At 38.5% G+C, this 26,088-nt stretch carries 27 protein-coding genes; 14 read left to right on the top strand and 13 right to left on the bottom strand.

The window, feature by feature from the left end; all coding sequences use genetic code 11:
* Positions 1–25 precede the first annotated feature (25 nt).
* From menA to GSF09_RS00875, 3 genes are read left to right on the top strand one after another with little or no spacing between them, the layout of a single operon-like run.
* Positions 26–934 carry a 1,4-dihydroxy-2-naphthoate octaprenyltransferase gene (menA, locus tag GSF09_RS00885; protein ID WP_159799039.1) on the top strand — a complete coding sequence of 303 codons (909 nt, stop codon included), beginning with the start codon at positions 26–28 and terminating at the stop codon, positions 932–934.
* A 23-nt stretch (positions 935–957) separates the two neighbouring features.
* Entirely contained in the window at positions 958–1,635 is a 678-nt protein-coding gene (locus tag GSF09_RS00880) for a metal-dependent hydrolase (protein WP_159799038.1), read from the top strand.
* Positions 1,635–2,672 (top strand): o-succinylbenzoate synthase, encoded by a 1,038-nt coding sequence (locus tag GSF09_RS00875; RefSeq protein WP_159799037.1) that lies wholly within the window; start codon positions 1,635–1,637, stop codon positions 2,670–2,672. The genes GSF09_RS00880 and GSF09_RS00875 overlap by 1 nt, the downstream gene beginning before the upstream one ends.
* A 2-nt stretch (positions 2,673–2,674) precedes the next feature.
* Here the strand turns inward: GSF09_RS00875 and GSF09_RS00870 are convergent, their stop codons facing one another.
* Entirely contained in the window at positions 2,675–4,978 is a 2,304-nt protein-coding gene (locus GSF09_RS00870) for an acyl-CoA dehydrogenase (protein ID WP_159799036.1), read from the bottom strand.
* Between the two features lie 199 nt (positions 4,979–5,177).
* Here GSF09_RS00870 and GSF09_RS00865 point away from each other — a divergent pair, with 199 nt between their 5' ends.
* The 3 genes from GSF09_RS00865 to GSF09_RS00855 all read left to right on the top strand — a co-directional run bounded on the left by GSF09_RS00865 (position 5,178) and on the right by GSF09_RS00855 (position 6,803).
* Positions 5,178–5,369, top strand: coding sequence for a hypothetical protein (locus GSF09_RS00865; protein ID WP_159799035.1), 192 nt, complete (start codon positions 5,178–5,180; stop codon positions 5,367–5,369).
* A gap of 11 nt (positions 5,370–5,380) precedes the next feature.
* Positions 5,381–5,797 (top strand): hypothetical protein, encoded by a 417-nt coding sequence (locus tag GSF09_RS00860; RefSeq protein ID WP_159799034.1) that lies wholly within the window; start codon positions 5,381–5,383, stop codon positions 5,795–5,797.
* A gap of 64 nt (positions 5,798–5,861) precedes the next feature.
* The gene (locus GSF09_RS00855) at positions 5,862–6,803 is read left to right on the top strand and encodes a cation diffusion facilitator family transporter (protein ID WP_159799033.1); all 942 of its coding nucleotides are present in this window, start codon (positions 5,862–5,864) and stop codon (positions 6,801–6,803) included.
* On the opposite strand, the gene GSF09_RS00850 is transcribed toward GSF09_RS00855, so the two are convergent.
* Together GSF09_RS00850 and GSF09_RS13715 are read right to left on the bottom strand one after the other, a co-directional pair.
* Positions 6,804–7,640: an MsnO8 family LLM class oxidoreductase gene (locus GSF09_RS00850; protein WP_201309305.1), complete on the bottom strand. Its 837-nt coding sequence runs from the start codon at positions 7,638–7,640 to the stop codon at positions 6,804–6,806.
* Positions 7,597–7,797 carry an LLM class flavin-dependent oxidoreductase gene (locus tag GSF09_RS13715; RefSeq protein WP_201309304.1) on the bottom strand — a complete coding sequence of 67 codons (201 nt, stop codon included), beginning with the start codon at positions 7,795–7,797 and terminating at the stop codon, positions 7,597–7,599. The genes GSF09_RS00850 and GSF09_RS13715 overlap by 44 nt, the downstream gene beginning before the upstream one ends.
* 146 nt (positions 7,798–7,943) lie before the next feature.
* Between GSF09_RS13715 and GSF09_RS00845 the strand changes: the two genes are divergently transcribed.
* Positions 7,944–8,336, top strand: a complete 393-nt coding sequence (locus GSF09_RS00845; protein ID WP_159799032.1) for an acyl-CoA thioesterase — start codon at positions 7,944–7,946, stop codon at positions 8,334–8,336.
* Here GSF09_RS00845 and GSF09_RS00840 read toward each other — a convergent pair.
* From GSF09_RS00840 to nfi, 4 genes are all read right to left on the bottom strand, one after another.
* Entirely contained in the window at positions 8,333–9,577 is a 1,245-nt protein-coding gene (locus tag GSF09_RS00840; protein ID WP_159799031.1) for a mechanosensitive ion channel family protein, read from the bottom strand. The two genes, GSF09_RS00845 and GSF09_RS00840, sit on opposite strands and share 4 nt — an antisense overlap.
* A gap of 5 nt (positions 9,578–9,582) precedes the next feature.
* Entirely contained in the window at positions 9,583–9,867 is a 285-nt protein-coding gene (locus GSF09_RS00835) for a DUF3817 domain-containing protein (protein ID WP_159799030.1), read from the bottom strand.
* A gap of 118 nt (positions 9,868–9,985) precedes the next feature.
* Positions 9,986–10,357: a hypothetical protein gene (locus GSF09_RS00830; RefSeq protein WP_159799029.1), complete on the bottom strand. Its 372-nt coding sequence runs from the start codon at positions 10,355–10,357 to the stop codon at positions 9,986–9,988.
* Between the two features lie 89 nt (positions 10,358–10,446).
* Complete coding sequence (gene nfi, locus GSF09_RS00825; protein WP_159799028.1) at positions 10,447–11,160, bottom strand: deoxyribonuclease V; 714 nt, start codon at positions 11,158–11,160, stop codon at positions 10,447–10,449.
* A 165-nt stretch (positions 11,161–11,325) separates the two neighbouring features.
* Here nfi and GSF09_RS00820 point away from each other — a divergent pair, with 165 nt between their 5' ends.
* Positions 11,326–12,876: a DEAD/DEAH box helicase gene (locus GSF09_RS00820; RefSeq protein ID WP_159799027.1), complete on the top strand. Its 1,551-nt coding sequence runs from the start codon at positions 11,326–11,328 to the stop codon at positions 12,874–12,876.
* Here GSF09_RS00820 and GSF09_RS00815 read toward each other — a convergent pair.
* The 3 genes from GSF09_RS00815 to GSF09_RS00805 form a co-directional block, all read right to left on the bottom strand.
* Entirely contained in the window at positions 12,862–14,073 is a 1,212-nt protein-coding gene (locus GSF09_RS00815; RefSeq protein ID WP_159799026.1) for a DUF763 domain-containing protein, read from the bottom strand. The two genes, GSF09_RS00820 and GSF09_RS00815, sit on opposite strands and share 15 nt — an antisense overlap.
* 75 nt (positions 14,074–14,148) lie before the next feature.
* Entirely contained in the window at positions 14,149–14,736 is a 588-nt protein-coding gene (gene nudK / locus GSF09_RS00810) for a GDP-mannose pyrophosphatase NudK (RefSeq protein ID WP_159799025.1), read from the bottom strand.
* Positions 14,737–14,845: 109 nt separating this feature from the next.
* Positions 14,846–15,349, bottom strand: coding sequence for a DUF2911 domain-containing protein (locus GSF09_RS00805; RefSeq protein ID WP_159799024.1), 504 nt, complete (start codon positions 15,347–15,349; stop codon positions 14,846–14,848).
* 142 nt (positions 15,350–15,491) lie between these two features.
* On the opposite strand from GSF09_RS00805, the gene GSF09_RS00800 reads away from it, so the two are divergent.
* The gene (locus GSF09_RS00800; RefSeq protein WP_159799023.1) at positions 15,492–17,411 is read left to right on the top strand and encodes a DUF294 nucleotidyltransferase-like domain-containing protein; all 1,920 of its coding nucleotides are present in this window, start codon (positions 15,492–15,494) and stop codon (positions 17,409–17,411) included.
* Positions 17,412–17,414: 3 nt separating this feature from the next.
* Positions 17,415–18,020 (top strand): PolC-type DNA polymerase III, encoded by a 606-nt coding sequence (locus GSF09_RS00795; protein ID WP_159799022.1) that lies wholly within the window; start codon positions 17,415–17,417, stop codon positions 18,018–18,020.
* A 3-nt stretch (positions 18,021–18,023) separates the two neighbouring features.
* Here the strand turns inward: GSF09_RS00795 and GSF09_RS00790 are convergent, their stop codons facing one another.
* The 3 genes from GSF09_RS00790 to GSF09_RS00780 all read right to left on the bottom strand — a co-directional run bounded on the left by GSF09_RS00790 (position 18,024) and on the right by GSF09_RS00780 (position 22,561).
* Complete coding sequence (locus GSF09_RS00790) at positions 18,024–18,470, bottom strand: DinB family protein (RefSeq protein WP_159799021.1); 447 nt, start codon at positions 18,468–18,470, stop codon at positions 18,024–18,026.
* Between the two features lie 37 nt (positions 18,471–18,507).
* Positions 18,508–20,415, bottom strand: coding sequence for an acetate--CoA ligase (gene acs, locus GSF09_RS00785; protein WP_159799020.1), 1,908 nt, complete (start codon positions 20,413–20,415; stop codon positions 18,508–18,510).
* Positions 20,416–20,584: 169 nt separating this feature from the next.
* The gene (locus tag GSF09_RS00780) at positions 20,585–22,561 is read right to left on the bottom strand and encodes a thiamine pyrophosphate-dependent enzyme (protein WP_159799019.1); all 1,977 of its coding nucleotides are present in this window, start codon (positions 22,559–22,561) and stop codon (positions 20,585–20,587) included.
* 208 nt (positions 22,562–22,769) lie between these two features.
* On the opposite strand from GSF09_RS00780, the gene GSF09_RS00775 reads away from it, so the two are divergent.
* From GSF09_RS00775 to GSF09_RS00760, 4 genes are all read left to right on the top strand, one after another.
* Positions 22,770–23,705 carry an AraC family transcriptional regulator gene (locus GSF09_RS00775; RefSeq protein ID WP_159799018.1) on the top strand — a complete coding sequence of 312 codons (936 nt, stop codon included), beginning with the start codon at positions 22,770–22,772 and terminating at the stop codon, positions 23,703–23,705.
* A gap of 108 nt (positions 23,706–23,813) precedes the next feature.
* Complete coding sequence (locus GSF09_RS00770) at positions 23,814–24,578, top strand: SDR family NAD(P)-dependent oxidoreductase (protein ID WP_159799017.1); 765 nt, start codon at positions 23,814–23,816, stop codon at positions 24,576–24,578.
* Between the two features lie 112 nt (positions 24,579–24,690).
* Entirely contained in the window at positions 24,691–25,641 is a 951-nt protein-coding gene (locus GSF09_RS00765) for an isopenicillin N synthase family oxygenase (RefSeq protein WP_159799016.1), read from the top strand.
* Between the two features lie 70 nt (positions 25,642–25,711).
* On the top strand, positions 25,712–26,062 hold the full coding sequence (locus GSF09_RS00760) for a translation initiation factor (RefSeq protein WP_159799015.1): 351 nt from the start codon (positions 25,712–25,714) through the stop codon (positions 26,060–26,062).
* Positions 26,063–26,088 lie beyond the last annotated feature (26 nt).

Raw genomic sequence — 26,088 nt, 5'->3', positions numbered from 1 at the left:
AAACTGGATGTAATAGTTATTTAAAATGTTAAAAGCAAAAGCTTGGCTTTCAGCCGCACGGTTACGTACATTGCCGCTTTCGGTCTCAGGTATATTAGTAGGCAGTTTTTATGCCTATTCGCTGCAAAAAGAAATTTTTAATTGGGATATTTTTGCACTTGCATTACTAACCACACTTGGGCTGCAGGTACTTTCAAATTTTGCCAATGATTATGGCGATGGTATAAAAGGTACTGATAATGAAAATCGTATCGGCCCGCAAAGGGCAGTGCAAAGCGGCTCAATAACAGTAGGTGAAATGAAGAACGGAATAATACTCACTTCAATACTTACCCTTGCTGCCTCTGTTATGCTTATTTATGTATCATTTGGTAAGGAAAACTTCGCTTATTCTTTATTTTTCTTTTTTCTGGGATTAGCCGCTATAGCTTCTGCCATCAAATATACAGTTGGAAGCTCTGCCTATGGCTACAGGGGGCTGGGAGATTTTTTTGTATTTATATTTTTTGGGCTGGTAAGTGTTTTAGGCTGCAGTTTTTTATATACTAAAAGTGTTGATGCGCTTTTAGTGCTCCCCGCTATATCTGTAGGTTTATTGAGTGTGGCTGTTTTAAACCTGAACAATATGCGTGACCAGGTTTCGGATGCTATGGCAGGAAAAAATACGCTGGTAGTAAAAATGGGGCCTGCAAAAGCCAAAATATATCATTATACAATAATTATAACAGCCTTGCTTTTAACGTTGCTGTTTGCTATATTGTATGGTTTTAAGCCGATACAATATATATTTTGTGCAGCTTATGTGCCTTTTTTCATTCATATTAAAACAGTTACAGCAAATAAAATTCCACGGGATTTAGACCCCGAACTCAAAAAAGTGGCACTAAGTACTTTTTTACTTTCGGTGTTATTAAGCATAGCATTACAATTATAGGTAACAACTTAAACAACTATATCATGAAAATAACATTTTACGGCCATGCCAGCCTGGGAATAGAAGTGGGAGGAAAAAATATTATTGTTGACCCCTATATTTCAGCAAATGAGCAGGCTAAACATATAAACATCAATGAGCTTAAAGCCGATTACGTGCTTATTACACATGCCCACGGCGACCATATACTGGATGTGGATGCCATTGTGCAGAATACCGGAGCTACAATAGTTTCCAACGCTGAGATTGCAGGCTATTATGAGAAAAAAGGTTATAAAGTACACCCAATGAACCATGGCGGAAGCTGGAATTTTGATTTTGGAAAAGTAAAATATGTTGTTGCGCACCATTCAAGTTCTTTTCCTGATGGAACCTATGGCGGCAATCAGGGTGGATTTGTAATTGAAGGCGAGCATAAAAATATTTATATAGCAGGAGATACGGCACTTACCTATGATATGAAACTGATACCGCTGCGCACTAAGCTAGATTTAGCTATACTGCCCATAGGCAGCAATTTTACAATGGATGTGGAAGATGCGATTATAGCCTCCGACTTTTTAGAATGTGATAAAGTGCTGGGGTATCATTATGATACCTTCGGTTATATAAAAATTAACCATGAAGAGGCTAAAAAGAAGTTTTATGATAAAGATAAAGACCTGATGCTTCTTGAAATAGGAAAATCGCTTGAACTGTAATGAAAGCCAAGTATTTAAAATACATACTCAATTTTAAACGCCCCAGCGGAACATCGCGGGGCGTTCTTACTGAAAAAGAAACCTGGTTTATTATTATAGAAGATAATGGTAAAAAGGGGGTAGGCGAATGTGGCATTTTGCGTTCATTAAGTATTGATGACAGGCCGGATTATGAAGATAAGCTTAAATGGGCCTGTAATAATATCCATTTGGGTGAAGATGTGCTATGGGAAGAATTAAAAGAATTTCCGTCTATACAGTTCGGCATTGAAATGGCATTTGCCTCTTTAAACGCTAAAAATCCTTTCCTGCTTTTTCCTTCTGGTTTTACACAGGGTGAAAAAAATATACCTATTAACGGCCTGGTGTGGATGGGCGATGAAGCTTATATGAAGCAACAGATTGATGAAAAACTGGTACAGGGTTTTAATTGCATAAAGCTGAAAATAGGTGCTATTGATTTTGAAAAAGAAATAGGGCTTTTAAAATTTATACGTTCCAATTACAGTGCTGATGAAATTGAAATAAGAGTTGATGCAAACGGCGCTTTTAATGAACATGAAGCTTTAAATAAACTAATTCAACTATCAAAATATCAAATACATAGTATTGAACAGCCTATAAAGCAGGGAAAAATTAATGATATGGCCGATTTGTGTAAAGGCACACCTTTACCCATAGCACTTGACGAGGAGTTGATAGGCATATTTGGTTATAAAGCAAAAAAAGATTTACTGGAGCAAATAAAGCCGCAGTATATTATTTTAAAACCAAGCCTTATAGGCGGATTTCGTGGTAGCCTGGAATGGATACAACTTGCAGAATCACTGGGAATCGGATGGTGGGTAACATCTGCGCTTGAAAGTAATGTGGGGCTTAATGCTATTGCACAGTGGACGTTCCTTCAAAATAACATGATGCCACAGGGCCTGGGTACAGGAGGATTATATACAAACAACTTTAACTGCCCGCTTGTGGTTAAAAACGGGCAGTTGTGTTATGATAGCAATAAAAATTGGCAGGTAAATATATTTTAAAATCAGGCTTCCGCACTGCGGTTGGTAACAATAGGGGCAAGGCAGCTGTCAGGAATATTAAAAGCATTTACTAACGGCACTGCATCCTGCCTTATCTCCCAACATAGCTGGCTCACCATTTTCCTTATAGCTTTGGTTTTTACACCTTCCATATAGCCCTGCTCTAGGTACCATGCTTTATTTTCCTCTATTTTGTTTAATGCAAACAGGCAGCAAAGCCTTTGCATTACCTGATTAATTGCTTCATCGTTAATTATATCCAACTGTAACTGGAATTGCTCAAGCATAACCCTGTCAAGATATGCCTCTGCCAGTTGCAGCATATGCGGATGCACTATATTGGCAGCATCAAAAGTATCAAGCCCGCTGTCAACAAGTTTTTTAAAACGCCTCGCTGCAGAACTTACCAATTCCCTTTCCCTGTAATAAAATGCATTTATATGGAATTCACTGCTCTTTAGGTGTTCTTCATCTGTATTGCGTATAGTAAAAGGATTTTTTTCGGTAATGCCTGTTTTTGCCTGGCTTATTACATAATTAAATATAGTGGCTGCATTCATTTCTCCAAACTGCTTACGGAATTCACCCAGCCTGTTTTTGGCTACGAGTTGCATTAAAACCGTGTTATCACCTTCAAAAGTGGTATATATTTCAGTATCGTTTTTTAAATCGTCTATGCGGTTTTCAGATATGTAACCTTTACCGCCGCATGCCTCACGGCATTCCTGTAATGTATTTCGGGTATTCCAGGTAGAATAGGCTTTCATTCCTGCTGCCATTGCCTCAATTTCCTGCATTTCATCTTCGGTTCGGTTAATAAAACGCTGTGTAAGGTACTGCAGCCCGAAATGTATGGCATAGGCATTGGCAAGGTAAGGCATAAGCCTAAGCTGGTGCATCCTGTAGTTAAGAATGGGTACTTCGTGCCCTCCTTCAGGGCCGAACTGCCTGCGCTTATCACCATATTTTACAGCTATAGCCAATCCTGTTTTTGCTGCTGCCAGAGCGGAGCGCGGTATCCCGATACGCCCTCCCACAAGTGTACCCAGCATGGTAAAAAACCGCCTGTTATCACTTGGTATAGGGCTTTCAAATTCTCCGTTTTCGTTTACCCCGGCAAACTTGTCAAGCATATTGTCATAAGGTACCACAACGTTATTAAAAGACAATATGCCGTTATCAACTCCGTTTAATCCCATTTTTACGCCACAATCCTCAATAGTAATACCTGGCAGTACGTTTTGCTGTTTATCCCGTATTGGGACAATAAATGTATTAACCCCGTAATCTTTACCATCTATTATAAGTTTTGCAAAAACGGTAGCCATTTCACCATGTTGCGCAGCATTTCCTATATATTCCTTACGGGCATATTTTTCGGGTGTATTAATAGTGAAAGTCCTGTTACTGTGGTTATAGGTGGCTGTGGTTTCAATACCTTTTACATTTGAGCCGTGGTGGGTTTCCGTCATGGCAAAACAGCCGGGCAGTTCAAGCGAGCCTACCTGCGGTAGATATTTCCTGTAATGCTTTTCTGTACCCAGTGATAAAATGCTCATTCCCCAAAGGCCAAACTGCACACCGAATTTTATAACAAGGCTTAAATCGTGATAACTTAATGTTTCCATTATGGAAAAATAACCTTCAATATCATCTTTGCCTCCCTGTTCTTCAGGATAAGCATAAGAACCTAACCCTTCATCAGCCAGTATTTTGCACCACTCCATTACATGTTCACGGTATTTGTTGACATCCGTATATTTGGCAAGTGCAAACTCAGGCGAAGCAATGATGTTTTTTACTTTGTTTATTATTTCAGCCTGGCTGCCATCAAGAATTTTAGTCACTTCTGCCACATCAAAACTTTCTACAGTATTGTGCCTGTGTGTTATTGTATTACGGCTTTGCAGCAAAGAATCAATTATCTCCTTACTTATAATTCCAAGCTTCGTTTCCATTTTTGTAAAGGCAGGGGCTATTTTTTCAATATCTTCCCCCTTTAATGCCGGCCTTTCGCTGTTGGCAATCAAAACACCTAAACCTAAAAGGTTTTCAGGCCTGACAGTGCTTTCAAGCGTTTTTTTTATTTTTTCCCGCCATTGGTATAATTCTGAGCGGGTTGGGGGCGCTTTAAGGTTTATCTTAGATTTTAAAAACTCCTTTTCCTCTTTTGTTATTTCCTGTACATCTATAAACTCATCTATTGCCTTAAATTCTTCATTTGTAAGTATGTCGTCTTCCCATGCTAAGAAAAGAACAGGGATAAGGATAGATAATTTGGGGTTGTTATAAAATGTTATGTCCATATTTAATAATGCATTTAACTTTTAAAAATAGGCATTTACCTACAGTTAGTTTTTAAAATTGTGTTAATTATGGGTAAATGTTAAAATTGGCATTTATTTAATATTCTGTTATAGAATTATTAGCATAACGTGCCTATAAAGTTTGTAATTTAGGGGAAAGAAAGCTACACAAATTAAAATACATTAAACCGGCTAAGCTATGGAAAGATTTACTACAAACAGGGAAAGTAACAATGCGGTAAATGCACTGCAGTTTGAACAGGCTGCCGCAGAGTTTGAGCAGGAGGCAAAAGCAGAAGTTTTATCCTGCAATCAGTTATTAAAAAATCTTTTAAAAACAAACCTTAAGCTTTTAAAGCTAAATGAGCTTGGTACAATGCTTTTATTTTAACAAAAAATGCTATGGAAAACGAGAATAAAAATAACGGAAACGAAAACCCCGCAAAACTATCAACACATAGAACAGATAATTCCGGTAGTGACTGGTTAAATGAAAAACGCCCTGACAGCGGAAATAGTAAAGAGGGATTTGAAAAAGAAAACGGTATTGCAGAAGATACCGATAAATATCTTGCTATGGAGCAGCCGGGTGTAACCTATACCAATGATGATGATACCGTAAGATTATCTGACAGCGATAATTTTGATGAAAACAGGGGGAATGAGAAATGGAACAGGGAAGGTGATAACAGTGAGTACTCCGATGCTTTTAACCAGGACGATTACATACTTCAGGATAATGTAGACCTTGACGAAGACCAAAACCAGTCATTGTCAAGTGATGATGATGATTTTGAGGAAACTAATGAAAGATATTAGGCTTTAGCCTGCTTATATATAACCATCCCCGGTACTTATGTATTGGGGATTTTTCTTAATGCACATGACAGGAAGTTCAAAAATAGCCATTTATGGCGCCCTGGCGGCTAACTTATGCATTGCTGCTGTTAAATTTATTGCAGCATCTGTAACGGGTAGTTCAGCCATGATATCCGAGGGTATCCACAGTACGGTAGATAGTGGTAATTCGCTGCTGCTATTGCTTGGCATGAAAAGGAGCCAGCGCCCTCCTGACAGGGACCATCCTTTCGGCCATGGAAAAGAAATATATTTTTGGGCATTAATTGTGGCAATACTGGTATTCTCGCTTGGTGGCGGCATGTCGGTATATGAGGGTATTACACACCTGCAGCATCCTGTTGAACTCCGCGACCCTTTCTGGAATTATATTGTGCTTGGTTCATCCATAATTTTTGAAGGGGCTTCGCTGGTATATGCCGTAAAGCAGTTTAATAAAAGCAGGGGTTCACTTGGATTTTGGAAAGAGTTAAGCATGAGTAAAGACCCCGGGCTTTTTGCGGTAATATATGAAGAAAGTGCTGCCATTGCGGGGCTGCTTATAGCTTTGGCCGGTGTATTTTTAGGGCACTATTTTCAAAACCCTGTATATGATGCTGTTGCGTCTATTTTAATTGGGCTTGTTTTGGTAACGGTAGCCATAACAATGGTAAAGGAAAGTAAAGGCCTCCTTGTTGGGGAAAGTGCTAAAAATGAAATAGTAAAAGGTATATATGAAATGGTTAATAATGAGGAAAGGGTAAAAACATTATACTTTCCGCTAACCATGCACCTGGCACCAAACGAAATACTGCTTGCACTCGACGTTGAGTTTCAGAAAGAGATGACGGTGGGAGAGCTTTTTACAGCAATAAACCAGCTTGAAGACAGTATAAAATTAAAATTCCCGAGTGTTAAAAAGATTTATATTGAGGCTAAAAATTTTGGGGGCAGGCAGGAGCCCTGGAAACAATATCCGGGAGAATAATTACCTGAACATTTCTGCAATAAGTTCATACGATTTTTTCCTGTCTTCAAAATCTTCTGCCATAGTAGCAATCATTATTTCATCTATGTTATAGTCGTTTGCAAACTGGGTTAGCTTTTTATAAACTACATCTGGAGTACCTGCAATAAATCTGCCCCTGTTGTAGGCAATGCGTGCACGCTGGTGCATATTGTACTGCATAGCTTTAATTTCTTCAAGAGAGGGTAAATCACCCGTTGCGCCCATTTCTATATGCAGCATCCTGTAATCAAATTCAGTAACCCAGTCGGCCACCTTTTGTTCATCCTCACTGCAAAAGGCAAAAATACCTGCGTTCACTTTTGGTTCCTGCAACTCTGCCGAAGGTTTAAAACTATCCCTGTATACAGCAACTACCTCCGGCCCTCCAACAGGGTTTATAAAATGTGCAAAGGACAGTGCCATACCAAAATGTGCGGCAAATTGGGCACTCCCTCCGCTGGAAGTTAAAATCCATAATTCAGGCAAAATTTCAGCAAGGGGATATGCCTTTACCTTTTCATGAACAGTTTCCGGTGTTTCATCTCCCTTTAAATATTCCTTTAAATCTATAAGCTGCTGATAAAAGTCTTTCTCGCTAAACGTATTGGAAGGATTAAGCAAATGTGCAGAAAGCCTGTCTCCACCCGGTGCACGCCCTATCCCCAAATCAATACGCCCGGGAAAAAGTGTTGCCAGCAATCCAAAATTTTCAGCAGCCTTAAGAGTGCTGTGATTAGGCAGCATAATACCTCCTGAACCAACCCTTATCCTTTTAGAATGGGACGCAAATAAGGACTTCGGGAGATGTTCCTGCAACGAATTTAAAGTTATGGTGCTCACTAACCCAATACCTTTCAAAGCCGAGTTCATCAGCAATTTTTACCAATTTGCCTGAGTTTGCCAAAGCCTGTGCTGCGCTGCCATTACGGCTAACCTGGCTTTGATCTAAAACACTAATTTTAATATTTGCCATACTGCAAATTTACGGTTAAAAGAGAGGGGGAAGTAATTTTTAACATTGATACAATACATGGCACAATAAAGAAAAACTCTAGCAGGAGATACAAAGCTCTCTCCTTATTTAATAATTTTGTAGTGATTAATTTAAATATAAATACAATGAGATTTCATACCCGAAAATGGGTAAAGCCGGAAGACCTCAATCCAAATGGTACTCTATTTGGTGGTAAACTGCTTGCTTGGATTGATGAGGAAGCGGCTTTATATTCTATAATACAACTGGAAAATCAGCGAGTAGTAACAAAGCACATGTCTGAAATTAATTTCATGGCTTCTGCCAGGCAGGGCGATATAATAGAAATTGGTATAGATGTGGTACGGTTTGGTACAACTTCAATTGTGCTTCGCTCTGAGGTTCGCAATAAAATGACACAGGAAAAAATTATCACCGTAGATAATATAACTATGGTTAACCTTGATAGTTTTGGAAGGCCGTCAGCACATGGAAAAACAAAGATAGAGTATGTGAAAGACAGGATTTTAAAACCTTAGGCTTCAATGAATGCTTTATCTGAAGGGAGTTCGAAAATTTCAAGCCCGAAATAAGGCACAGCAGCAATTATATGGTCAAACATATCGGCCATTATATACTCATAATTTGTCCACCTTTTATCTGACGTAAAAGCATATATTTCTATAGGTATTCCCTTTTCTGTAGGCTGCAGGTGGCGGCACATCATGGTTAAATCCTTATTAATGGCGGGATGGGTTTCAATATAGTGGCTTATGTATTTCCTGAACAGCCCTAAATTTGTAAGGTTACGCCCATTTACCAGCAGCGATTTATCGGCAGAGTTTTGCTGGTTATATTTATCAATATCCGCCTGCCTGTGGTCAATATAAGATACCAAAGCCTGTATTTTCCTGTATTCCTGTAATTCTTCCGCTGTAACAAAATGTACGCTTCCAGCCTTAATAAGTAAGTGGCGCTTTATCCGCCTGCCACCGGAATTAACCATTCCCCTCCAGTTTTTAAACGAATCTGAAATAAGGCTGTAAGTGGGCAGGGTAGTGGTAGTATTGTCAAAGTTCCGCACTTTAACCGTGGCAAGGTTAATCTCTATAACATCACCGTCAGCACCATATTTTTCCATGGTTATCCAGTCGCCAATGCGCACCATGTCATTCACGCTAACCTGTATGCTGGCAACAAAGCCAAGTATTGTATCTTTAAATATAAGCAAAACAATGGCTGATATAGCCCCAAATGTTCCCAGTAATGTACCTATATCCACATTAAAGAGAAGCATAATCATACCTGTACCGCCAAAAATCCACAGCACTATCATTATTACCTGGATATAGCTGTCAATAGGCTTATCGTTATAATTAGGCTGTATTTTCAAATAATCCTTAACAGCGTGCAGTATACTGCGTACCGTCCATAAAATAAGGAAAATAACAAATATGTTGATGCATTTACTAAATACGGCTTCCCAATAAAGAAAATCTTTAAGTGCAAGAGGTACAGTATGATAAACAAATAAAAGGGGCACTAAATGTGCCATGTATTTTGATGTTTTGTTTTCAACAAGCAAATCATCAAAAGATGTTTTGGTGCGTTTGGCAAAAAGCCCAAATGCAACTACAAGTAATTTTTTTGATATAAAATCCAGTATATAGGCTACCAGGCATATCATTAAAATATTAACCGCGAGGTTGCCGTATAAGGCTTCGGTATGGCTAAAATTTAAATCCTTTAATAACTTATATGCCCAGTTTAATATATCCATATTTTTTAATTAGTGCGCGTTTTAAAATATTTTGCTTCAATATAAAAAGTACCGAATGGAATTACGGAAGCAATACATATTATAAAATACTTTTTCCAGGGCCAGTTAAGTTCACTTTTCATTAAAGTTGCCAGCACTATATATGCTATAAAAAGCAAGCCGTGTGCCATACCCACAGTCCTTACATATTCGGGCATATCATAAAAATATTTTAAGGGCATTGCAATAAACAGTAGTGCTAAAAGTGAAACCCCTTCTAAGGTGGCTATTATTTTAAAAAAACGTATCATGGGTAATTAATTAAATAGTTGTGCAAAGGTAGCAATACCTGTGGTTTTATTAAAACTAATAATAAAAAGAAAGCTGTTTGTTTCCAAACAGCCTGCCAATTATATAACCGTATAATTATTAAAATTCCAGAAAAGCTTTGTTGTACTCCCTTAAGTCTGAAATATTGTTCTTGTTTTTCAGGTCGGTGAAAAGCGATATTAAATATTCAAGGCTTTCAAGATTATTTTCGTTTGAAATTTTATTTTCAGATACTACTTCTTCTTCGCCATCAATGGGTTCATCATCAGGAATTGGTATAAGGAAAGCGCCATTTTCTTCAAGATGTTCATAAGTAAGGCGCAATGCTTTTGTGAGTACAGGATTTTTTTCATCCATAGAGTATTCACGCAATTTTTTAAGGTCGGCAATCAGTGTTTCCGCATCAAAACCTTTTTTAAACAAATCAACCTGTATTTTATTGATCAGTTTTTGTGCATTCGGATTTTCCACAGTGTAAATATTTGAACTTATTAAGGATTGCAAAAATACTATTTTATACCATTTTTCACCATCCTTTTCTATATTTTTTACAGGTATTATTAAAAAAGTGTACCCTGTATATCTGCTTTATAAAATCCTGCCGACAGCCTGCCCACCCGCAGCAGGTTTACTTTTTCATGTGCCAGCCTTGTAGGTTCGGGTATTCTGTGTTTCATAACACAATTTTTCATTATAGGCAGGCTGTCGGCAACCGATACTTTGTGGGCCGGTGATATAAAAACCGGTTTTACATCTTTTTTTGTGCGTAACGCATAGCCAATAGTTTTTTCTTCTTTATTTACTATAGCACTAGTGCTGAATTTATCAGGCGCTAAAGGCCTGTAATTACCAAACAGCATATTTTTAGCACACCCTATAGATGGGGTGTCTGCCAGTAAACCAAAATGTGAGGCTATACCCATTTGGCGGGGGTGTGTTATTCCCTGGCCGTCCAGTATCATTAAGTCCGGTTTTTCATGCATCTGTTGCCATGCAAGAAGTAGTGCAGGTACTTCCCTAAAACCAAGATAGCCGGGTATATAGGGAAATTTTGTTTTTGATTCTATAAGCGAGTAGGAGAGTACTGTCATTTCCGGGTAACTAAGCACTACTATACCCGCATATACAGTATCAGAACCTTTATTATGGGAAATATCACCGCCGGCTATGGTTTTTACAGTATTTGGCAACCTTGTTTCCAATATCAGTTGCTGCCGCAATTCAATCTGCAGCTTTGTTGCCTCAATAATGGAAACAGAATCATAATTAAGCATGGTAATTACTTGATGTAACTTCCAAAAATACGAAATAACATGAGCTTCAGTTATATACAAATACTAATGTTTCGCTAAAATTAAGCATGTGGGAATAATTATGATTTTGTAAACAAATAAATGTAGTGAAATACATATTTTTGAAAAATATCCACTTCTTTATACATGAGCACCAAAGGAAATAACGACGAAAAAAAAGAGCTGTACCACTACCAGAAGGAAGATATTGATGCAATATTTGACAAATTTGAAGGCAAAGCCGATAATTATCATTTATTGTACCAGCTTCCAACAGGAGGTGGTAAAACCGTTATTTTTTCTGAAATAGCGCGCAGATATATAGAAAAGTACAATAAAAAGGTTCTTGTACTAACCCACAGAATTGAGCTTAGCAAGCAGACATCGCAAATGCTGGAAGGCTTTGGTGTTAAAAATAAGGTTATTGACAGCAATATTAAAGAGCTAAATGACCATAAAGAATACAGTTGCTATGTTGCTATGGTTGAAACGCTGAATAACAGGCTGAAGGATAAAAAATTCCATATGGATTATATAGGGCTTGTTATAGTTGATGAAGCGCATTACAATTCATTCAGGAAACTGTTTACATTTTTTAAAAATTCACTTTTTCTTGGTGTTACTGCTACACCGCTTAGCTCAAACATTGAGTTACCTATGTATGAAACCTATAATGAACTGATAGTAGGGGAACCTATACAATCACTCATTAATAAAGGATATTTGGCAAAGGCAAGGATGTTTGATTATGATGTGGAACTTACTTCATTAAAGCTTGGGATAAACGGTGATTACACAGTTAGCTCGTCTGATGAACTGTATTCGCGTGCTGCCATGCAGGACTTGCTTTTGCAGGCTTATGAACTACGCTCCAAAGGAAAAAAAACACTTATTTTTAATAATGGTATTTATACCTCATTATATGTTTATGAAACATTTAGGGCGGCAGGTTATCCCATAAAGCATCTTGATAATAAAACTCCTGAAAACGAACGGAGGGAAATACTGGACTGGTTCAGTAAAACGCCCGATGCCATTGTAACCTCGGTTTCTATATTAACTACCGGTTTTGATGAGCCCACAGTGGAAACTATTATACTTAACCGGGCTACACGGTCGTTAACACTGTACTTTCAAATGATTGGACGTGGTTCCAGGAAGCTGCCCGATAAGGATACTTTTACTGTAATCGACTTAGGCAATAATGCAAAACGTTTTGGGTTATGGAGCGACCCGGTTGACTGGCAGTATATTTTCAGCCATCCTGAAAGATACCTTGAAAATATAAGGACAGATGCCGATATTGAAAGCCATCAGGTGTACGTTATGCCGGATGAAGTAAGGGCAAAATTTGAAAAAACCCTGGACGTGGGTTTTGATATAGAAGAAGAGTTCCGCCAGGCTGCGGAGCAGAAGCTAAAGCCAAAAACGGTTATCGAAAAATCTATCAGGCAGCATGCATTTATGTGTATAGAAAATAGTGAAACCGCATCTGAAGCGCGTAAACTTGCCAAAGAGCTTGAGCCTGATATTGAATACCGTGTAAAGCAATATGCAAAACTACTGGCAAAAACTACAAAAAATTACCGTGAATGGCTTATTGAAGATTACAAGCAACGCCTGAGTGTACTTATAGGGCGCATATTTACAAAATACCATGTAGAGGATAATGAACCAATCCAGTTAAAAAAGCTTTAACTGCCCGTTGTTTTTATCTTCGGAAGGTTTTGCCTTTCCAAATATTGTACGCCCCCCATATTTATAAGATTCATCACGTTCCTTTTGTATAAGGGCATTAAAATTAGTGTTAGGAGTAAAGTCTTTTTCAGCATTACGTGCTATTTCAGACAGCTTATTAATTGCCTGAATTTTATCAGAATTTCCAATTTTAGCCCTGTTTATGGCTGTTTGAAGCGTAGTAATAGTTTCATCATAAACTTTTATAGGTACAGGAAACGGATGCCCGTCCTTGCCGCCATGCGCAAAAGAAAACCGTGCAGGGTCTTCAAATCGGGTAGGGGTGCCATATATTACTTCACTAACCAAAGCTAATGACTGTAAAGCGCGGGGGCCCATTCCCCTGAGCATTAAAAGGCTTTCAAAATCTTCCGGTTTGTTTTCATGCGCCACCCAAAGCATTGCGCCTAAGCGTTTCATGTTAACATCTTTCATTTTTACATCATGATGCCCGGGCATTACCAAATGGTTTATTTCCTTTATAATCCTATCGGGAGATTCATTAACTATAAGTAAGGATTTTTCCCTTGCAGGTGCCGCATTTCCCGCGGTAAAATTTATTATCTGCCCCTGATTTTCACCATAAATAAATGTATGAGGCTCGTTAGTAAGAGACCGTAAATTTTCTGAATGCCAGTGATAACGCCGCGCTGTGCTGCTTTGATTGTTCATACCCTGTTGAATAACACACCATTCACCTTTTGTATTAACAATAAAATTATGCTGGTATAATTGAAATCCGTCCTGAATAGCTGTATTATCAACCTTTGCGGTCAGTTTGCTGAAACCAGATAACTCCAGCCCGTTTAGTCCGGTTTTATTGCCCACTTCTATTAATTCCTTTGGTGTTTGTAAGGAGTGTTTTCCTTTACCGCCACAAATGTAAATGCCCAAATCTTTTGCATGCGGATTTACAGCACGCTTTAATGCACCAAGCACTGAGGTTGTAATGCCTGACGAATGCCAGTCCATACCCATAACAGCCCCGAAACTTTGAAACCAAAAAGGATTGGCAAGCTTTGCTATAACTTCTGATGTAGAAAATTCCATAGCAATAGTTTCAACAATTGCAAGTCCAAGCTTTGCCATGCGTTCAGCCAGCCAAATGGGGACATGGCCGTTGTGCAGCGGTAAGTCAGCAGAGCCGGATCTTTTCATATTGATTTAAATTTCGGAAGGAAGAAATGAACTGCAAAGATAAGCATAAACAACTCTTTAAAATTTAATAAGCCCTTATAATTCAATAAGTTTATTGATAAAGGCATATTGTAGTAATATTATAGTTTTGGCATCTTTTATTTCACCGGTTTTTATCATTTCCAGAGATTTTTCAAAAGGTATTTCTAAAACTTCAATATTTTCCTGCTCATTATCGGCACCGCCACCTTTCCCGATTTTCATATCATCAGTATATTGTCCGGTAAAAAAATATAATATTTCAGTTACAGAGCCTGGCGACATATAATTTTCCATAACTTTTTCTACCTTGAAAATTGTATATCCGGTTTCTTCCTGGACTTCTTTTCTTATACAATCCTCAGGATTATCTTTATCAAGCATACCTGCACAGGCTTCAATCATCATACCGCTGGTGTTGCCATTAAACCATGTTGCAATACGTAATTGCCTTGTTAATACTACAGTTTTTTTAGAGTTGTTGTATAATAAAATTACAGCTCCGTCACCACGGTCATAAACTTCTCGTTGCTGAATTTCAACCTGACCGTTATTTCTATATTCATATTTTACATTATCGAGTTTTGCCCAGCCATGGGAGAGTTTTTCTTTAGACAATAGCTTAATTTCATGAGTGTTCTGCATATGTATTTTTTGTTTTAAAGGTATTATTAATTTGTGTATATTTTGAAATATAATATATATTATGTAAAATAATAAATAAAATAAGGCACTTTTATGTGCCTCGTAATACTTACTTAACTTTTAAAGATATGTCTGTATATTCCCAACTTAAGGTTATACTATTTTTATTTATAGTATAAACCAGCCTTTCAGTTAGCTGCTTCGATTTTTTGGTTTTTACTTTTACCCTTAATGCATCCAGTTCTTCATTATATTTATTAAAACCTACAGAAGGATCTTTCCCAAAAATTACTGTCGCGCTGTCTTTTTCAGGAATAACATAAACAGCATATTTTCCGGCAGGAAGTTCTTTGCCTTCAATTTTTAGGGTTTTATCTGTTTCAAGTGTTGTCGGTGCATTTGCGCCAGCACGCCATATTTTGCCGTAAGGAACAAGTTCACCATAAATTGTACGCCCTTTTACTCCAGGGCTGCTGTAGTTAATAGTAATATTAGCTCCATTTATTTTTCCTGTTGTTGTTGCAGCAGGGCTTGCCGGTTTTTTATCCTGTGCAAATGTTGCAGTTGTTGCTATTAAAGCAAATAATAAAAAAAGTGTCTTTGTAATTTTCATGATTATATTTATTTAATAGGCCTAAAATTAATTTGTGTGAAGTTAACAAACATAATTTTAACAAACCTTTAAGTTAGTTTTGTAATCTCGTACTTCATGCACTGAAAAAAAAGGTATATATTTAATTGTTAATTGTATCAATATGAAAAACGCTGTAGCTGAGCATGTTGCTGATTTTTTAAGACGCTTCCCTCCTTTCAGTAATCTTTCTTATGCTGACCTCCATAATATTTCCCAGTATTGTGAAATAATCTATCTCGAAAAGAATCAAATACTTTTTAAAGGCGGAGATGCAGTACATGAACGTTTTTATATAGTGAAAGATGGTGCAATAGGGCTTTCCCTTACCTCAGATGCAGAAGAAATGCTTATTGATAAATGTGATGAGGGCGATATATTAGGACTTCGCCCCTTCTTTGCAAAAAATAATTATTTAATGACAGCTAAAGCACGCGAAGAAGCAGTGATTTATGCTGTACCTATTGCTATTTTCCAGCCGTTTGTTAACTCAAATACCAAAGTCATGGAGTTTTTGCTGGAAAGTTTTGCTTCTCAAACACGCAATCCTTATGACAAGGGACACTCAGGCAAACTGATAGCTGAAAATACAGTATTTAAAGAACAGGTTGCAGATATTCAGTATTTCCAGCCCATACGTTACACTAAAAACCCTATAACGGCAAATCCTGATGACTTAGTAAAATTTATAGCCAAAACTATGTCAAACAGTGCCATAGGCAGCGTTATTATACAGGAAAATCAATTACCTAAAGGTATTATAACCGATTGGGACCTGCGCTCTAAAATAGCCACAGGCCTCTATCCTATTGATGTAGAGGTAAAAAATGTAATGACAAGCCCTGTTGTTACCGTTCCGGAAAATATTTCGGTTGCTGAAGCGCAGATGATGATGCTTAAACACAATGTAGGACACTTATGCGTTACACGTGATGGTACTGACGAAACGGCTGTAACAGGTATAATTTCTGAACATGACGTTGTAGCAGCGCAGGCAAATACACCCGGCGTGCTTTTAAAGCAAACAAGAAAAGCTGCCGGAGCAAGGGAATTAAAGCACGTGAGGGAGAAACTTACTGACCTTATACAAAATTCAATAGATAAAAATATCCCGGTTTCGCATATTTCCAATATTGTTGCAGAAATTAATATCGCTGTAACACGCCGTGCCATTGAGCTGGCTGTAGAGCAAACCGGCGTGCACCCTCCTGCAAGATTTGTATGGATAAATATAGGCAGCCAGGGGCGTAAAGAGCAACTTTTACCTACCGGGCAAAATAATGCACTTATTTTTGAAGATGTTAATGCAGAACAATACAGTACTGTTAAAACTTATTTTACCGAACTGGCAGAAAATGTAAATGAAATACTGGAAAAAACAGGTTATGGCTATTCCCAGGAAAATATCCTGGCAGGTAATGCTCAATGGTGCAAATCTCTTCCCGACTGGATTAACCAGTACAATACATGGATTGCCACACCTGCAGAGCAAGGTATCGAAATGAGTACTACGTTTTTTGACCTTGATTTTATATATGGTGTTCCTGAAATAGAAGATGCTTTGATTAATCATATTAAACAGGCCATACATCGCAACAAAAAGTTTTTTGCCTACCTTGCTGCCGATGCTTTAAAAAATCCGCCACCTCTGGGGTTTTTCAGGCAGTTCTTGGTAGAAAGCGACGGAGAACACAAAGACAGTTTTAATATTAAGGACAGGGCGATTGAACCTTTGGTTGATGCCGGAAGATTATTGGCTTTGAACCAAAATTTAACTGAAATAACAAATACATACGGACGTTTTAAAAAGCTTGCCGAACAGGAACCGCAATATGCCGACTTGTATGATGATTGTGCAGAGGCATTCAATACCCTCATGAAGTTTAGAACAGAAGAAGGACTGCTTAATAATTCAGATGGTAAGTATTTAAATTTAAATGACTTATCAAAGTCAGATAAAGTAAAGCTTAAGAACTGCTTTCCTCCCATAAGTGAGTTGCAGGATATGATAAAAAACAGATTTTCAATTGCTTCAATTAATTAAGTTATGCTGGATTGGCTCACTGGAAATAACCTGCCGCAATTTTGGAAAAACTACACTGCTTTGTTTGATGGCGATGAAAAAGCCAATGAAGAAAAACGCTATGTGGTTTTTGATATGGAAACTACAGGAACAGACTGGAAAGAAGATACTATAACAGCTATTGGTGCCATGGGCATAAAAGGGAACGCAATTCAGGTTGCTGATTTTTTTGAGGTTTACATTAATCAGGAGAAAGTCACAAAAGCCGCTCCCATAAGTAATAAAACATTTAGGGCAGAAACGTTAGAAACAGTTGTTGAAGCTGAAGCCCTTATAAGGTTTATAAATTTTATTCAGGATGCAACGCTGGTTAGCCATAATATTAACCTTGATATAGAAATGCTTAACCAGGCTTTAAAGCGATTGGATTTAGGGCGTATTAAAAACCAAATTATGGATACGGGAGTATTATATAAAAAATGGAAAGGCCTGCCTGATGACAACAATTCTACCTTAGATGAAATATGTAATGCATTAAAAATAAGCAAAAGCGACAGGCATACAGCTTCAGGTAATGCCTTCACGGCTGCGCTTGCGTTTTTAAAATTAAAACGCAAGCTGGATATATAGCAGTTACTCCCTTTTGTAAAAAATATAATCTGTAACCAGTGGCGTTATGCCATTTTCTTTGCTGTCAGTTGCTATTTGCCCCCGGTGATAAGTTGAATGGTTTACAATGTGAAACAGTATATCCTGCAATGTATTTTGAAACGAATCACCTTTACTGTTTGTATAATTAATAACAGTATCAAGCCCATAATTGTCTAAAATAGTTAGTGACTTATTATAGTTGGCTTTATTAATATCAGCTAAGCTTTCATAAGGGTGCACTTCCCAAATACCGGTAGTACAGGTCTCTCCCAATATTCTTGCGTTCCATACTTCATGGGCATTAATGGTATGGTTTAGTAGTTTCACAGCTTTTTCAGGCATTGCTGCATTACTGTTTTTCAAGGAATTTATAACCTTGTCATTAAAGTTAAAAGTATAGCCAAATAGTTCTTTAAAAAAAGTTTTCATAATATTAAAAAATATGAGCGGCAAAAGCCGCTCATTATTAAAGTTTTCCCTGTTTTATTTCCTCTACAATTTCAGGATTTAAAAGTGTTGTGGTATCACCAAAATTGCTGTAATCGCCTTCAGCTATTTTGCGTAATATCCTCCTCATAATTTTTCCTGAACGGGTTTTTGGAAGCCCTGATACAAATTGTATTTTGTCCAGTTTCGCAATTGGCCCGATATGGCTGGAAATATGTTCATTAATTTCTTTTCTAAGGTTATCCCTGTCACGTCCCTCTCCTGATTCTTTCAGTATTATAAAACCATATAATGCATTTCCTTTTACATCATGCGGGAAACCAACTATTGCTGATTCCGCAACAGCAGGGTGTTCATTAATAGCATCTTCTATAGGTGCAGTACCAAGGTTATGGCCCGAAACTATAACCACATCATCCACACGGCCTGTAATACGGTAATACCCTACTTCATCACGAAGCGCACCATCTCCTGTAAAATATTTGCCGGGAAATGTTGAAAAATATGTTTCCTTAAACCTTTGGTGGTCTCCCCATATGCTGCGTGCCATACCCGGCCAGGGGAATTTAATACAAAGGCTTCCCACAACCTGGTTGCCTTCTATTTCATTACGTTTTTCATCCATAAGTACAGGCTGTACTCCCGGTAAAGGCAATGTGGCATAAGTAGGCTTTGTAGGGGTAACAAAAGGTATTGGAGATATCATTATACCGCCTGTTTCAGTTTGCCACCAGGTATCAACCACAGGCGATTTCTTTTTGCCCACGTGGTCATTATACCAGTGCCATGCCTCTTCATTTATAGGTTCACCAACAGAGCCGATAACTTTTAAAGTAGAAAGGTCATATTTATCTACCCATTCCCAGTTTTCTTTTGCAAGGGAGCGTATGGCTGTTGGTGCGGTGTAAAACTGGGTTACCTTATGCTTGTCAATCACTTCCCAAAAACGCCCGAAATCAGGGTAAGAAGGTACACCTTCAAACAATACGGTTGTACCACCATTAAGCAAAGGCCCGTAAACTATATAGGAGTGGCCTGTAATCCAGCCTATATCTGCGGTACACCAGTACACATCATTTTCCTCGTAGGCAAAAATATTTTTGAATGTATAAGCAGAATATACCATATAACCTGCCGTGGTATGCAGCATGCCTTTTGGTTTGCCTGTAGAGCCGGAGGTATAAAGAATAAACAACGGGTCTTCAGCATCCATAATTTCGGCAACATTATTAGCCTGGGCTTCCTCCAAAAGCGGCTGCAGCCACTGGTCGCGCCCCTCTTTCATATTGATGGTTGTATTTGTCCTTTTAACTACAAGTACATTTTCAACACTTGGGCATTTTTCCAGTGCCTCATCAATTATACCTTTCAGGTCAATTGTTTTGTTGCCACGAAAACCACCGTCAGCGGTAATAACCATGCGGCACCCTGAATCATTAACACGCGAAGCTACGGCAGAGGCAGAAAACCCGGCAAACACTACAGAGTGTATTGCACCTATCCTTGCGCACGCTAATACGGCTACTGCAAGTTCAGGTATCATGGGCAGGTATATACAAACCCTGTCGCCTTTTTTTATTCCCTGGTCACGCAAAACATTAGCCATTTTGCAAACCCTGTCATACAGTTCATTATAAGTTATATTCTGGGCTTCTTCGTTAGGGTCGTTAGGTTCAAAAATAATAGCTGTTTTATCGCCTCTTTTGGCAAGGTGCCTGTCAATACAGTTTTTAGTTATGTTCACTTTGGCATTCAGGAACCACTTAATATCAGCTTCCTGCATATCAAACTCTACTACCTTATCCCATTTTTGGTACCAGGTGAAGTTTTCATCTGCTATTTTATCCCAAAATTTTCTTGGTTCGCGTATGGATTTATTATAGTGCTTAAAATATTGTTCGAGACTTTTTACCTGATAGTAACTCATAATATACCTTTTTATATTCTTTTTTAAACGGGTATGTAAATATATCAAGGTTAATTTTTTATTCCTATATCTTTTTATAAAAAAATATAAGGAATTGTGCTACAAAAAATAAAGCCCCTTCAAGGGGCTTATCATATATTTTGCAGTGCTGAATATTATAAATAGTTGATTAGTACTGCATAAGTTCGTGTAAAGCATTTTCAAACCTTTGTTTGGGCAGGTATTGCTCCTCAAGTGCTTTTGTAAAAGGTATTGCGCTTTCAAGGCTGCCTACCCGTTTTACAGGGCCATCAAGATATTCAAAACACTCTTCCATTATCATTGCTGCAATATCATTGGCCACACCCCCAAACATTGTATCTTCCTGCAACACTATTGCCTTGCCTGTTTTTCTAACCGATGTAAATATTGCTTCTGTATCAAGAGGCTGTAAGGTTCTCAGGTCAATTAAATCGGCACTGATATCCTTGTTCCTTTCTAATGTTTCCAAAGCCCAGTGCACCCCTGCACCAAAGGTAATAATTGTAATATCTTCTCCCTCCTTAAGCAAAGAAGCCTTGCCGAAAGGAAGTGTGTAATAATCCTTTGGTACTTCCTGATATACACTACGGTACAATGCCTTATGCTCAAAAAACATTACCGGGTTCGGGTCGTTTATTGCTGTAGCCAAAAGCCCTTTGGCATCATACGGAAATGCAGGGTAAACCACTTTAAGCCCGGGAGTTTTGGTAAACCAAGCCTCATTGGTTTGGGAGTGGAAAGGCCCAGCCTGCACTCCTGCGCCGCAAGGCATGCGCACCACTACATCCGCTTTTTCATTCCAGCGGTAATGTACTTTTGCGAGGTAGTTTACTATAGGATTAAAACCGGTTGAAACAAAGTCGGCAAACTGCATTTCAATAACCGATTTATAACCGTTAATACTTAAGCCCATACCTGCCGACACAACCGCCGACTCACATATTGGTGTATTACGCACACGCCCTTTGCCGAACTGCGCTACAAATCCATCTGTAATTTTAAAGGCACCGCCATATTCGGCAATGTCCTGCCCCATAACCACAAGGTTGTCATGCCGTTCCATAGATTGCCTTAAACCCTGCGAAATAGCATCAATCATGCGTACATTCTCCTTTTCGCTGCCGGGGGCTGTTTCTTTATATTCATAAGGGGCATATACATCATTAAGCTCCCCTTCCACTGTCGGTTCAATGGCAGGTTCTGCCGAAGCGCGCTGATAATGTTCATCAATCTCCTTTTTCAGTTCTTTACGCAATTCATTATCCTTTTCTTCCGTAAGCACGCCTTCGGTAATAAGGTATTTCCTGTAATTATCCACTGGGTCTTTCGCAGCCCACATATCCATAAGTTCCTGCGGCACATATTTGGTACCGCTGGCTTCCTCATGCCCGCGCATCCTGAATGTTTTAAATTCTGCAAGTACCGGCCTTGGGTTTTTACGCATTGAGCTTACTAAATCATTCAGTTTAGTATAAACCTCAAGTATATTATTGCCATCTATAATATGGCTTTCCATACCGTAGCCAATACCTTTATCCGCAATATTTTCACAGCGGTACTGTTCGTTGGTTGGCGTACTAAGCCCATACCCATTGTTTTCCACAACAAAAAGTACAGGCAGTTCCCATACGGCAGCTATATTAAGTGCTTCATGAAAATCGCCCTCGCTGGTTGCGCCTTCGCCTGTAAAAACGGCTGTTACCCTGCCTTCCTTACGCAGTTTATGAGCCAAAGCAATACCATCGGCCACACCAAGCTGCGGGCCCAGGTGCGAAATCATCCCTATAATTTTATATTCCTGCGTACCAAAGTGAAACGAACGGTCGCGCCCTTTGGTAAACCCGTTGGCTTTACCCTGCCATTGTGAAACAAGCCTGTAAAGCGGGATATCACGCCCGGTAAAAACGCCCAGGTTGCGGTGCATAGGTAAAATATATTCGTCTTTGCGGAGTACAGCGGTTACTCCTACCGATATAGCTTCCTGCCCTATACCGCTAAACCATTTCGAAACTTTTCCCTGTCGGATAAGGATAAGCATCTTCTCCTCAATGAGGCGCGGTTTTAATAATTTCGTATATAAATCAAGTAATTCTTGGTTAGTCAGCGTTTTTCTGTCGAAATTCATACAGCTTTTTGAATAATCGTTATTGTTAGCCCAAATGTAATAAAATAACAGGATGCTGCTGAATTGTTAGAAAAATTTTATTCACTATAAATTTTAATAGATACTATAAAGCAAATTGCATCAGGTAAGCGTTTCACTTTAGTTTTCTATTATAATTAATCAAAATAACCTTACCTTTGAATTTTACAAATAAAAGCATTTTTCAAAAATGGATATAGGCACTACAAGCTTGGAGCAATTTTATAAGGAAGCGGCAGCTTACACAGGCAACGAAGTTACTACCCTGCTCCCGCCCGGCATTACAAAGGAGATTGGGCACTTTAATATATTCGACATTTTTGAAACAATGCAGGAAGTAAAGCGCAAAAAGGTAATGCCTTATAACCGCCGCGCATACTATAAAATAAGCCTTATCCGTGGGCGCAACCGTGCCGAATATGCCGATAAAGTTATTGAAATTGAGAAAAATGCATTGCTGTTTGCCACACCCAAAGTTCCATACCACTGGGTGCCGCAGGATGAAAACCAGTCAGGGTGTTTTTGCGTATTTACAGATGAATTCATGGTTAAAAACAAAAGCGGTGTTTCGCTGGATGATTTATCCCTATTCAAATCAGGTGGGTATCCCATATTCGAAATAAGTGATGAAGAAGCGGAGGAATTAATGCTGATATTCAAAAAGATGAAGAAAGAAATTGCCTCTGATTACGAATTTAAATATGACCTGCTCCGTAACTATGTAGTAGAGTTAATCCACCAGGGACAAAAGTTACAGCCTGCCTCTGCCTTGCACTCCACCCAAAATGCATCGGCAAGGATAATTTCGTTGTTCATTGAGTTATTGGAAAGGCAATTCCCGATTGAAACCCCTGTCCAAAAATTGCAACTTCGTTCTGCCAAGGAATATGCTGATAGACTCTCAGTACACGTAAATCACTTAAACAAAGTATTAAAGGAAAATACCGGTAAAACCACTACCGAAATAATTTCAGGAAGAATGTTGCAGGAGGCCAAAATATTACTGAAACAAACCGACTGGAATGTATCAGAAATAGCCAACAGTTTAGGTTTTGAAGAAGTAGCGCATTTTTCCAACTTCTTTAAAAAGCAGACTTCTGTTACCCCTTTGGCTTTTCGTTCTTAATTCCATATTTGAATTTTGCAAATAATAGATTGATGTTTGCAAACTACCTACCCTATCCTATCCCGAACTTTGTACCATCTGATTTTTGATAACTAAAAATTTAAAATGATGGAAACAAAAAACAAAACAGCATTAGTAACCGGCGGCAGCCGTGGCTTGGGCAGGGATATGGTTTTAAACCTTGCTAAAAAAGGTATAGATGTAGTTTTTACGTACAACAGCAATAAAGCTGCTGCCGACGAAGTTGTAGCAGAAATTCAATCGCTTGGGCAAAAAGCCATAGCCTTTCAGTTAGACACCAGTAATATAGCAGCTTTTGATAATTTCTATAAAGAAGTTACCTCATACTTAAAGGAAAAAACAGGCAGCCCTAACTTCGATTTTTTAATTAATAATGCCGGGACAGCATTATATGCCCCTTTTTCAGAAACTACAGAAGAGCAATTTTATGATGTTATCAATATTCATTATAAAGGTGTTTTTTTCCTAACACAAAAGGCATTGCCTTACATTAATGACGGTGGGCGTATAATTAATATCTCATCAGGGTTGGCACGCTTTTCATTTGAAGGTTCTTCAGCCTATGGTGCAACTAAAGCAGCAATTGAATCGTTAACACGTTATCTTGCCAAAGAATTAGGTTCCCGCGGCATAGCTGCCAATGTAGTAGCGCCCGGCGCAATTGAAACAGATTTTGGCGGTGGCCATGTGCGGGATAATAAAGAAGTCAACAGCCAAATTGCCGGTTCTACAGCCTTAGGCCGCGTAGGGCTTCCGCAGGATATTGGCGGGGTGGTAGCATTTTTATGTACAGAAGAAGCACGATGGATTAACGGGCAACGTATTGAAGTATCAGGAGGGATATTCCTGTAATACTCAAACATGTTGTTGTTAATAACTTACATAAGTATATCCAAAAAAATATACTTATGTTTGTATTTACAAGGTTTTACGCCTTTAAAAGTTATTAACAAAAAAAGTTTTTATGCAAAACATTCCGAGTGTTGACCTGCGTGATTTCCTTTCGGACGACCCGAAACGCAAACAAAAATTTGTAAATGAAATCGGTAAAGCCTATGAAGATATAGGGTTTGTTGCACTTAAAGGGCATTTTCTTGACGACAGGCTTGTTGACGAGTTATATACCGAAGTGCGAAACTTTTTTAACCTTCCGCTTGAAGTAAAAGAGCAGTATGAAATTCCCGGTATTGGCGGGCAGCGTGGTTATGTATCCTTTGGTAAGGAGCATGCCAAGGGCCGTAAAGAGGGCGACCTGAAGGAATTTTGGCATTTTGGCCAGTATCTTGATGAAAACTCAAAATACAAAGATGAATATCCTGAAAATGTTGAAGTAAAGGAATTACCCGACTTTAATAAAGTGGGCAAGGAAGCCTACCAGATGCTTGAAAAAACAGGTGTTTATGTACTCCGTGCCCTTGCACTGTATTTAGGTCTTGACGAGTTTTATTTTGACAATTATGTAAAAGAAGGCAATAGTATTTTGCGCCCTATACACTATCCTCCTATTACCCAGGAGCCTGAAAATGCAGTGCGTGCCGCAGCGCATGGCGATATTAACCTTATTACGCTTTTAATGGGTGCGCAGGGCAAGGGATTACAGGTGCAAAACCATAAAGGGGAATGGATAGATGCCATTGCAGAACCGGATGAATTGGTAATTAACGTGGGCGATATGCTTAGCCGCCACACAAACAATAAGCTGAAAAGCACCATACACCAAGTGGTAAACCCGCCGCGTGAACTATGGGGCACTTCACGTTATTCTATTCCGTTTTTCATGCACCCTGTGAGCGAAATGAAGCTGGACTGCCTTAAAAATTGTATTGATGAACAGCACCCAAAATTATATGATGATATAACTGCCGGCGATTTCCTTCATGAAAGGCTGGTTGATTTGGGGCTGATTAAAAAATAATTCATAAATTTATACCATCAAAAAGGCATTGGGCATTTCCCGATGTCTTTTTGCTTTTTACTAATTTATTATGGCAAAGAAAATAAACAGCCTTGAAGACCTTGGCGGATTTGTATTCTCTACAAATAAGGATTTTGAGTTTAGTAATAATGAAGAGCAGGCTAAAACACTGCCAAACAGCGAGCAACGCCTTGAAGCGCACTTGGACAAAAAGAACCGGGGCGGAAAAGTTGCCACAGTAATTAAAGGTTTTCAGGGTAATGATGATGATTTAAAAACACTGGCCAAATCACTTAAAACGCTTTGTGGTGTTGGTGGCGCTGCAAAAAACGGTGAAATTATTGTACAGGGTAACTTTAGGGATAAGATAATGGATTACCTGATAAAAGAAGGCTATAAAGTAAAACGCGTTGGCGGATAAATAAAAAACATACCAATCAAAAACAA

It is taken from the genome of Flavobacterium sp. MK4S-17 (assembly GCF_009848495.1).
GTDB lineage: Bacteria > Bacteroidota > Bacteroidia > Flavobacteriales > Flavobacteriaceae > Flavobacterium.
This window is presented reverse-complemented; position numbering and strand designations above follow the sequence as displayed.

Excerpts from the sequence above, each read along its gene's own strand:
- menA (WP_159799039.1), top strand. The coding sequence starts at position 26 with ATGTTAAAAGCAAAAGCTTGGCTTTCAGCCGCACGGTTACGTACATTG.
- GSF09_RS00880 (WP_159799038.1), top strand. The coding sequence starts at position 958 with ATGAAAATAACATTTTACGGCCATGCCAGCCTGGGAATAGAAGTGGGA.
- GSF09_RS00875 (WP_159799037.1), top strand. The coding sequence starts at position 1,635 with ATGAAAGCCAAGTATTTAAAATACATACTCAATTTTAAACGCCCCAGC.
- GSF09_RS00870 (WP_159799036.1), bottom strand. The coding sequence starts at position 4,978 with ATGGACATAACATTTTATAACAACCCCAAATTATCTATCCTTATCCCT.
- GSF09_RS00865 (WP_159799035.1), top strand. The coding sequence starts at position 5,178 with ATGGAAAGATTTACTACAAACAGGGAAAGTAACAATGCGGTAAATGCA.
- GSF09_RS00860 (WP_159799034.1), top strand. The coding sequence starts at position 5,381 with ATGGAAAACGAGAATAAAAATAACGGAAACGAAAACCCCGCAAAACTA.
- GSF09_RS00855 (WP_159799033.1), top strand. The coding sequence starts at position 5,862 with ATGACAGGAAGTTCAAAAATAGCCATTTATGGCGCCCTGGCGGCTAAC.
- GSF09_RS13715 (WP_201309304.1), bottom strand. The coding sequence starts at position 7,797 with ATGGCAAATATTAAAATTAGTGTTTTAGATCAAAGCCAGGTTAGCCGT.
- GSF09_RS00845 (WP_159799032.1), top strand. The coding sequence starts at position 7,944 with ATGAGATTTCATACCCGAAAATGGGTAAAGCCGGAAGACCTCAATCCA.
- GSF09_RS00840 (WP_159799031.1), bottom strand. The coding sequence starts at position 9,577 with ATGGATATATTAAACTGGGCATATAAGTTATTAAAGGATTTAAATTTT.
- GSF09_RS00835 (WP_159799030.1), bottom strand. The coding sequence starts at position 9,867 with ATGATACGTTTTTTTAAAATAATAGCCACCTTAGAAGGGGTTTCACTT.
- nfi (WP_159799028.1), bottom strand. The coding sequence starts at position 11,160 with ATGCTTAATTATGATTCTGTTTCCATTATTGAGGCAACAAAGCTGCAG.
- GSF09_RS00820 (WP_159799027.1), top strand. The coding sequence starts at position 11,326 with ATGAGCACCAAAGGAAATAACGACGAAAAAAAAGAGCTGTACCACTAC.
- GSF09_RS00815 (WP_159799026.1), bottom strand. The coding sequence starts at position 14,073 with ATGAAAAGATCCGGCTCTGCTGACTTACCGCTGCACAACGGCCATGTC.
- nudK (WP_159799025.1), bottom strand. The coding sequence starts at position 14,736 with ATGCAGAACACTCATGAAATTAAGCTATTGTCTAAAGAAAAACTCTCC.
- GSF09_RS00805 (WP_159799024.1), bottom strand. The coding sequence starts at position 15,349 with ATGAAAATTACAAAGACACTTTTTTTATTATTTGCTTTAATAGCAACA.
- GSF09_RS00800 (WP_159799023.1), top strand. The coding sequence starts at position 15,492 with ATGAAAAACGCTGTAGCTGAGCATGTTGCTGATTTTTTAAGACGCTTC.
- GSF09_RS00795 (WP_159799022.1), top strand. The coding sequence starts at position 17,415 with ATGCTGGATTGGCTCACTGGAAATAACCTGCCGCAATTTTGGAAAAAC.
- GSF09_RS00790 (WP_159799021.1), bottom strand. The coding sequence starts at position 18,470 with ATGAAAACTTTTTTTAAAGAACTATTTGGCTATACTTTTAACTTTAAT.
- acs (WP_159799020.1), bottom strand. The coding sequence starts at position 20,415 with ATGAGTTACTATCAGGTAAAAAGTCTCGAACAATATTTTAAGCACTAT.
- GSF09_RS00780 (WP_159799019.1), bottom strand. The coding sequence starts at position 22,561 with ATGAATTTCGACAGAAAAACGCTGACTAACCAAGAATTACTTGATTTA.
- GSF09_RS00775 (WP_159799018.1), top strand. The coding sequence starts at position 22,770 with ATGGATATAGGCACTACAAGCTTGGAGCAATTTTATAAGGAAGCGGCA.
- GSF09_RS00770 (WP_159799017.1), top strand. The coding sequence starts at position 23,814 with ATGGAAACAAAAAACAAAACAGCATTAGTAACCGGCGGCAGCCGTGGC.
- GSF09_RS00765 (WP_159799016.1), top strand. The coding sequence starts at position 24,691 with ATGCAAAACATTCCGAGTGTTGACCTGCGTGATTTCCTTTCGGACGAC.
- GSF09_RS00760 (WP_159799015.1), top strand. The coding sequence starts at position 25,712 with ATGGCAAAGAAAATAAACAGCCTTGAAGACCTTGGCGGATTTGTATTC.